The organism is Streptomyces pseudogriseolus (genome assembly GCA_002154585.1).
GTDB classification, from domain to species: Bacteria; Actinomycetota; Actinomycetes; order Streptomycetales; family Streptomycetaceae; genus Streptomyces; species Streptomyces pseudogriseolus.
Genome location: MUNG01000266.1, coordinates 1 through 8,275 on the forward strand (window position 1 = coordinate 1; position 8,275 = coordinate 8,275).

Genomic DNA, 8,275 nt, shown 5'->3' on the forward strand with positions numbered 1-8,275 from the left:
CCGTCGCGCGGCGCGCGGGGTCGGGGAGCTGCTCGCCCGCAAACTCTCCGCGCGCGGCGCGACGGTGGCGCTGGTCGGTCTCGAACCGGACGCGCTGAAGGACGTCTCCGCCCGGCTGCACGGCGAGAGCGGCCACTGGTACGCGGACGTCACCGACCAGGAGGCCATGTCCCAGGTGGCCGCCGAGGTCCGGGAGCGGTTCGGCCGGGTGGACGTCGTGGTCGCCAACGCCGGTGTGGCGACGGGCGGTCCGTTCACCGAGTCCGACCCGGAGGCGTGGCGGCGGGTGATCGAGGTCAACCTCGTCGGATCGGCCGTCACCGCGCGGGCGTTCCTGCCGCTGCTCGCCGAGAGCCGCGGTTACCTGCTCCAGATAGCGTCCCTCGCCGCGATCACCCCCGCGCCGATGATGACGGCGTACTGCGCCTCCAAAGCCGGCGTGGAGGCGTACGCGCACGCGCTGCGCGCCGAAGTCGGCCACCAGGGCGTCAAGGTGGGCGTCGGCTACCTGTCCTGGACCGACACCGACATGGTGCGCGGCGCCGACCAGGACGATGTCATGCGGGAGCTGAGGCAGCGGCTGCCCTGGCCGGCCAACAAGACCTATCCGCTCGGACCCGCCGTGGACCGGCTGGTGTCCGGCATCGAACGGCGCGCCGCGCACGTCTACGGGCAGGGCTGGCTGCGCGGCATGCAGGGTGTGCGCGGCTATCTGCCGGCGCTCGTCGGCGTCGTCGGGCAGCGGGAGATGAAGCGGTTCGCGGGCCGCCTCGACGGGCTGCGCATCGGCCTGGTCGGAGCGGGCGGCAACGCCGACGAACAGCACCGCGCTACGGTCCGTGACTGATCGACATGCGTAGGGTGACCCCCCGTGTGAATCTGGTCGGGCAAGTTCCCCCCACCCCACAACGGGAGTGAACCCACATGGGTATGAAGGATCAGATGCAGGAGAAGGCCGGCCAGTTCCAGCAGCAGGCCAAGCAGCGCGCCCAGCAGGGCAAGGAGCAGCTGCAGAACCGCGGCCGCCGTCGGGACGACGAGACCGACCCGCAGCGCCGCCGTGAGTCCGAGGAGCGCTTCGACCAGGACCAGGAGATCTGACGTCGAAGCACCCGGGCAGTGACGTGCCGTAGGAAGGGGTGCCCCTGGCGAAGGGGGCACCCCTTTCTCACGCCCTCAGTCGCTGCGCTGCGGCAGCCCGGGACGCGACCGGTCGGGCACGTCGGCGTAACCCGGCGGCGAGGCGGGCGGGTTGGCCTCCAGCAGGTCCAGGGCGAGCCGTACGGCGTCGTCCAGGACCGCGTGCCGGCCCTCGGCCCAGTCCAGCGGGGTGCGCAGCGCCTCCAGGTCGGGGTCGACGCCCCGGTTCTCCACGGACCAGCCGTACGCGTCGAACCAGGCCGCGTTCATCGGCACCGTGATCACCGTGCCGTCCCCGAGCCGGTGCCGGCCGGTCATGCCGACCACCCCGCCCCAGGTGCGCTGCCCCACCACCGGGCCCAGCTCCAGCAGTTTGAACGCGGCCGTGATCATGTCGCCGTCGGAGCTGGTCGCCTCGTCCGCCAGCGCCACCACGGGCCCGCGCGGCGCGTTGGAGGCGTACGACACGGGCTGGGCGTCGCGGGTGAGGTCCCAGCCGATGATGGTGCGGGTCAGCTTCTCCACCACGAGTTCGCTGATGTGCCCGCCCGCGTTGCCGCGCACGTCCACGATGAGCGCGGGCCGGGACATCTCCATGCGCACGTCCCGGTTGAACTGCGCCCAGCCGGAGCCGCCCATGTCGGGGATGTGCAGATAGCCGCAGCGGCCGCCGCTCAACTCCCGGACGACGGCACGCCGTTTGGCCACCCAGTCCTGGTAGCGCAGGGGCGTCTCGTCGATCAGCGGGACGACCGCGACCCGCCGGGGCGGGCCCTCGCCGTCGGGCACGAAGGTGAGCTCCACGGTCGTGCCGCCCGCCGCCGCGAGCAGCGGGTACGGCCCGGTCACGGGGTCCACCGGGCGGCCGTCGACATGGGTGAGGACCGCGCCCTCGCGGATGCCCGCGCCGGCCAGCGGGGAACGGGCGCGGGAGTCGGAGGAGTCGCCGGGCAGGATCCGCTTCACCGTCCAGCCCGCCTCCCGGTGCACCAGGTTGGCGCCGAGCAGCCCCTGGCGGCGTTGGTAGTGCGGGGGACCCTCGTTGCGGCGGGCGGCGGTGACGTAGGCGTGCGAGGTGCCCAGTTCGCCGAGGACCTCGCGCAGCAGGTCGGCGAACTCGTCCGGGGAGGCGACCCGTTCGACCAGCGGACGGTACTGCTCCAGCACGCCGTCCCAGTCGATGCCGCACATGTCCGGCTCCCAGAAGTAGGCGCGGATCAGCCGCCCCGCCTCCGCGTACGCCTGGCGCCACTCGGCCGCCGGGTCCGCCTCGTGCTTGATCCGGCGCAGGTCGATCCACACCGTGGAGTCGCCGTCGCCCGGCTCGGTGGCGGGCACCGCGCGCAGCTCGCCCTCGTCCACCACGACCAGCCGGGTGCCGTCGCCGCTGACCGCGAAGAAGTCGAGGTGGGTGACCAGTTCGGACTTCTTGGCCTTGGTGACGTCGAAGTGCTCCAGGGTGGGCCGGCCGGTGGTGTCGTCGGGGTGGGCGAACGTCTCGCCGAGCGCGCCCGAGATCGGCCAGCGCAGCCACACCAGGCCGCAGCCCGCGACCGGGTACAGCCCCGAGTACTTGGACGCGGCCACCGGGAAGGGCGTCACCCTGCTCTCCAGGCCCTCCGCCTCCACGGTCACCGTGCCGCCCTCCTCGCCCTCCTCCTCCAGCGGATCCAGCCCCCCGGCGGCGGGCCTCCCCTCGGGGTTCAGCGCGAACGGCGAGGGCGTCGCCGACGACAGCGGCACCAGGTACGGGCGGCAGCCCAGCGGGAAGGACAGGTCGCCGGTGTGCACGTCGTACACCGGGTCGAAGCCGCGCCAGGACAGGAACGCGAGATAGCGGCCGTCGCGGGTGAAGACCGGATTCTCGTCCTCGAAGCGGCCGTTCGTCACGTCGAGGACCAGCCGGTCCTTGATCCGGGCGAGTTTGATCTGCCGCAGCGAGCGCCCGATCACCGGGTGGGACCAGGCCAGCCAGCCGCCGTCGGGGGAGAACGCGAGGTCCCGCACCGGGCCGTTCCCGGAGTGGATCAGCTCGGTGACCTCCCCCGCCCTCGGAGCAGACCCGTCCGTCGCCTCGTCGGTGTCCACCAGCAGCAGCCGCCCGTCGTGCGCGGCGACGGCGAGACGCTGCCCCTCGGGGTCGGCGACCATTTCGAGGACCCGGCCCAGCTTCCCGGCGGCCAGCCTCCGGGGCGCGCGCTGGCCGGTCGCCCGGGGCAGCGAGGCGATCTCCACGGCGTCCTCGCCCTCGGCGTCCGTGACGTACGCGATCCGGCCGCCCGCGCCGAGCATCTCCGGCAGCCGTACCCGTACGCCCGGGGTGTCGGTCAGGGTGCGGGCGGGGCCGTCGCGGTGGGTGAGCCAGTACAGGCTGCCGCGCACCACGACCGCGCTGGCCCGGCCGGTCTCGTCGACGGACAGGCCGTCCAGGTGCTGCGCGGCGGGCACCTGGTAGGGGCGCCGGCCGGACCGCGGGCCGCCCAGCCGTACGTCGAGCCTGCGCGGTTTCGCGTCGGGCGCCAGGTCGTCCACGATCCACAGGTCGCCCGCGCACTGGTAGACGACGCGGGTGCCGTCGGTGGCGGCGTGCCGGGCGTAGAAGGCGTCGTGGTCGGTGTGGCGGCGCAGGTCGGTGCCGTCGTGGGCGCAGGAGTAGAGGTTGCCGATGCCCTCGTGGTCCGAGAGGAAGGCGATGCGGCCGGCGACGAACATGGGGGAGTGCAGATGGCCGTCGAGCCCCTCCATCAGGCGGTGCCCGTGCAGCCACAGCCGTCCGGTGGCGCCGCCCCGGTAGCGCTTCCAGGACGCCGGTTCGTGCGGCGGGGTGCCGGTCAGCAGCAGTGACCTGCGCTCGCCGTCCAGGTCGGCGACCTGGATGTCGGTGACCGGGCCCCAGGGCAGCTTGCGTCCGGGGCTGCCGTCGGGGCCGAGCTTGTAGGCCCAGGTGAAGTGGGAGAAGGGCTCGCCGTGCGAGGTGACGGCGAGGATCGCGGCGTGCCCGTGTTCGTCGGGCGGGGCCCAGCCGCAGACCCGGGTGTCGGAGCTGCCCCAGTACGACAGACGCCGGGCGGGGCCGCCGTCCACCGGCACCAGATGCACCTCCGGGTCGAGGGCGCGCCAGCTGGTGTACGCGAGGTGGCGGCCGTCGGGGGAGAAGCGGGGGTGGCCGAGCTTCGTGCGGTCGGCGGTGAGCCGCCAGGCGCGGCCCGGTCCGTCCAGCGGGGCGAGCCAGAGGTCGTCCTCCGCCACGAAGCACAGCAGGTCGTCCTTGAGGTGCGGCAGACGCAGATAGGTCACCCTCCCCATGCTTTTCCGGGGGCCGGGCCGCAGCAACTCGTGGGGCAGTCGTACGCGTCCTGTGCCGCGGCCTCGCCGCGCCGTTTACGCGGTGCTGACAACCGTGACGCAGAACACGAACGAAACCGTTTCGTTTCGTTAGTGCGCCGGGGTATCTTCGTCTTGTACGAAACCGTGTCGTTTCTTTGACGCGGTGGGAACCGGAGCGGAAAGGTGGGCGGCATGAGTGACATCGCGACATCACGTCGCAGCCGGATCACCCCCGAGCGCGAGGCCGAGCTGTACCGGGCCGTGCTCGACCTGCTCCGTGAGGTCGGCTACGACGCCCTCACCATGGACGCCGTGGCCGCCCGCACCCGGTCCAGCAAGGCCACGCTCTACCGCCAGTGGGGCGGCAAGGCCGAGCTGGTCGTCCGGGCGATGCACAGCCAGAAGCCGGGCGGCATCGCCGATGTGGACACCGGGTCCCTGCGGGGTGATCTGCACACCATCATCGGCCGCGAGGACGACTGCGACATGGCGCAGAACGTCGCTCTCATGCGGGCCCTGTCGATGGCCGCGCACCAGAACGACGAGCTGCGCCAGGCGCTGCGCGACCTGCTGGTGGAGCCGGAGATCGACGAGTTCCGCCGGATCATCGGCCGTGCGGTCGACCGGGGTGAGATCCGCCCGGACACCCCGGCGCTGGACTACATCGTGCACATGCTCATCGGCGCGTTCGCCACCCGGATGCTGATCGACGAGCAGCCGCCCACGCAGGCGTTCCTCATCTCGTACGTCGACGCCGTGGTGCTCCCCGCCCTCGGAGTCTCCCCACCCCGCTGACGGTCCCCACCGCCGGCACCCACAGTCAGCCACCTCCTGACGTCACCGCTCACGTCGTCGGGCTGATCCACCCTGCCCTGAAGCACTCACGACTGACCGGGAGTACGCCCTCGTGGCCACATTCCTCTACCGACTCGGACGGTTCTCCTTCCGCAAACGGCACTTCGTCGCCCTCTTCTGGGTGGCGCTGCTGGCGCTAGCGGGCGCCGGCGCGGCCGGCGCGCCCGCAGCCGGCAACTCCTCCTTCTCCATCCCCGGCACCGAGGCCCAGAAGGCCTTCGACCTGCTGGACGAACGCTTCCCCGGCACCAGCGCCGACGGAGCCACCGCCCGCGTCGTCTTCAAGGCGCCCGACGGCCAGAAGATGACCGACCCCGGCAACAAGGCGGCGGTCCAGGACACCGTCGAGGAGTTGTCCGGCGGCTCCGAGGTCGTCCAGGTCAGCGACCCGTACCAGGGCGGCGGCGTCAGCCGGGACGGCTCGATCGCCTACGCCTCGGTGACCTACGAGGTCTCCGGCATGGAGCTGGAGGAGTCGTCCCGCGAGGCCCTGAAGGCCGCCGCCGAGGACGCCCGCGCGTCCGGGCTGACCGTCGAGATCGGCGGTGACGCCCTCCAGGCCGTCCCGGAGACCGGCTCCGCGGAGATCATCGGCATCGGTGTCGCCGCGGTCGTCCTGGTCATCACCCTCGGCTCGCTGCTCGCCGCCGGACTGCCGCTGCTCACCGCGATCGTCGGCGTCGGCATCGGCGTCGCCTCCATCACCGCGCTGGCCAGCACCCTCGACCTGGGCTCCACCACCTCCATCCTCGCCTCGATGATCGGACTCGCGGTCGGCATCGACTACGCGCTGTTCGTCGTCTCCCGCTACCGCGCCGAACTGGCCGAGGGACGCACCCGCGAGGAGGCGGCCGGACGCGCCGTCGGCACCGCCGGGTCCGCCGTGGTCTTCGCCGGCCTGACCGTCGTCATCGCCCTGGTGGGCCTGTCCGTCGTCAACATCCCGATGCTGACGAAGATGGGCATCGCCGCCGCCGGCACGGTCGCCGTCGCGGTCCTCATCGCCCTCACCCTCATCCCCGCCCTGCTCGGCTACGCGGGCCGCCGGGTCCGCCCCGCGGGCGAGAAGAGCAAGCTGCTCGGCGGCGGACGCGCCAAGGACGCCAAGGACAAGGCGGAGCGGCCCAACATGGGCACCCGCTGGGCGAGCTTCGTCGTCCGCCGCCCGCTGGCCGTGCTGCTGCTCGGCGTGGTCGGCCTCGGCGCCGCCGCGGTCCCGGCCGGCTCCCTGGAGCTGGGCCTGCCCGACGACGGCTCCCAGCCGGTGTCCACCACCCAGCGCCGCGCCTACGACCTGCTCTCCGAGGGCTTCGGCCCCGGCTTCAACGGCCCGCTCGTGGTCGTCGTCGACGCCGAGGGCAGCGACGACCCGCAGGCCGTCTTCAAGCAGGCCGGCGACGAGATCAAGGCGCTCGACAACGTCGTGAACGTCGCCCCGGCGGCGCCCAACAAGGCCGGCGACACCGCGACGATCGCCGTCATCCCGGACGCCAAGCCGTCGTCGGTCGCCACCGAGGACCTGGTGCACGACATCCGCGCCGCGGGCGCCGACATCAAGGACGGCACCGGCGCCGACGTCCTCGTCACCGGCGCCACGGCGATGAACATCGACGTCTCGCAGAAGCTCAACGACGCGCTCGTGCCGTACCTGGTGCTGGTGGTCGGGCTCGCGTTCCTGCTGCTGATCGTGGTGTTCCGCTCGATCCTGGTCCCGCTGAAGGCGGCCCTCGGCTTCCTGCTCTCCGTGCTGGCGGCCCTCGGCGCGGTCGTCGCGGTCTACCAGTGGGGCTGGCTGTCCGGCCTGATGGGCGTCGAGGAGACCGGCCCGATCATGTCGATGATGCCGATCTTCATGGTCGGCGTGGTCTTCGGCCTGGCCATGGACTACGAGGTGTTCCTCGTGACCCGCATCCGCGAGGCCCACGTCCACGGCGAGAAGCCGGCGCAGGCCGTCGTCACCGGGTTCCGGTACAGCGCGCGGGTGGTGACCGCCGCGGCGATCATCATGATCGCGGTGTTCTCCGGCTTCATCGGGTCCAGCGACTCCATGGTCAAGATGATCGGCTTCGGCCTCGCGACCGCCGTCCTCTTCGACGCGTTCGTGGTCCGCATGGCGATCGTCCCGGCCGTCCTGGCGCTGCTCGGCGAGAAGGCCTGGTGGCTGCCGAAGTGGCTGGACCGGGCGCTGCCCAACGTGGACGTCGAGGGCGAGAGCCTCGCCGCCCTGGACCGCGCGGCGGACAAGGACGACGAGGACAAGGAACTTGTCCGGGCCTGACCGCCCGGACGGTCACGACCAGCCGGTGAGGGCTCCGTGGGGACGGGGCGCCCTCACCGGCTTCCTCGTGCGACCACCCCGCGGAACGCGGTCGCGTGCCCCCGGGACCGGCCGCTAACGTGCCGCGCATGACCACCTCAGCCACCGACACCGAGGGCTCCGCGGCCCACCCCCGTTTCGCCGAGGCCCTGCGGGAGATGGGCCTGGAGGACGTGGCCGGCCAGGTCCGCCGCTTCCCCGAGGCCACCCGCACCGCCGCCGAGGCCGCCGCCGCGCTCGGCTGCGAGCTCAGCCAGATCTGCAAGTCGCTGATCTTCGCCGCCGACGGCGAACCCTTCCTCGTCCTCATGGACGGCGCGTCCCGCGTCGACCTCGACCGGGTCCGCGAGGAACTGGGCGCGGACCGGGTCACCCGCGCCAAGGCCGACGTGGTCCGCGAGACCACGGGCTACGCCATCGGCGGCGTACCCCCCTTCGGCCACCGCACCCGCACCCGCGTCCTCGCCGACCGCTCCCTCCTCACCCACCCCGTGATCTGGGCCGCCGCGGGCACCCCCTACACGGTCTTCCCGATGCCCCCGAAGGACCTGATCGTCCACGCGGGGGCGACGCTGGTGGATGTGCGGGAACGCGAGGGCTGACCCGCGCGGGTCGACGCGCCCGGGCGCGTGCGGC

Annotated in this window: 6 protein-coding genes; 5 read left to right on the forward strand and 1 reads right to left on the reverse strand. The window is 72.7% G+C overall.

Annotated features, from left to right (window positions below; genetic code table 11):
- Together CCN29_RS22555 and CCN29_RS36125 are read left to right on the forward strand one after the other, a co-directional pair.
- Positions 1–847, forward strand: an 847-nt coding sequence (locus CCN29_RS22555) for an SDR family oxidoreductase (RefSeq protein ID WP_107481726.1), incomplete at its 5' end; no start/stop codon positions are given.
- Between the two features lie 77 nt (positions 848–924).
- On the forward strand, positions 925–1,101 hold the full coding sequence (locus CCN29_RS36125) for a hypothetical protein (protein ID WP_086016221.1): 177 nt from the start codon (positions 925–927) through the stop codon (positions 1,099–1,101).
- Between the two features lie 75 nt (positions 1,102–1,176).
- Here CCN29_RS36125 and CCN29_RS22565 read toward each other — a convergent pair whose 3' ends face one another.
- Positions 1,177–4,437 carry a S41 family peptidase gene (locus tag CCN29_RS22565; protein WP_086684068.1) on the reverse strand — a complete coding sequence of 1,087 codons (3,261 nt, stop codon included), beginning with the start codon at positions 4,435–4,437 and terminating at the stop codon, positions 1,177–1,179.
- A gap of 222 nt (positions 4,438–4,659) precedes the next feature.
- On the opposite strand from CCN29_RS22565, the gene CCN29_RS22570 reads away from it, so the two are divergent.
- From CCN29_RS22570 to CCN29_RS22580, 3 genes are all read left to right on the forward strand, one after another.
- Positions 4,660–5,262 (forward strand): TetR/AcrR family transcriptional regulator, encoded by a 603-nt coding sequence (locus tag CCN29_RS22570; RefSeq protein WP_006135834.1) that lies wholly within the window; start codon positions 4,660–4,662, stop codon positions 5,260–5,262.
- Between the two features lie 112 nt (positions 5,263–5,374).
- Positions 5,375–7,600 carry an MMPL family transporter gene (locus tag CCN29_RS22575; RefSeq protein WP_031023039.1) on the forward strand — a complete coding sequence of 742 codons (2,226 nt, stop codon included), beginning with the start codon at positions 5,375–5,377 and terminating at the stop codon, positions 7,598–7,600.
- 128 nt (positions 7,601–7,728) lie between these two features.
- Complete coding sequence (locus tag CCN29_RS22580) at positions 7,729–8,241, forward strand: YbaK/EbsC family protein (protein ID WP_006135832.1); 513 nt, start codon at positions 7,729–7,731, stop codon at positions 8,239–8,241.
- Positions 8,242–8,275: the final 34 nt, after the last annotated feature.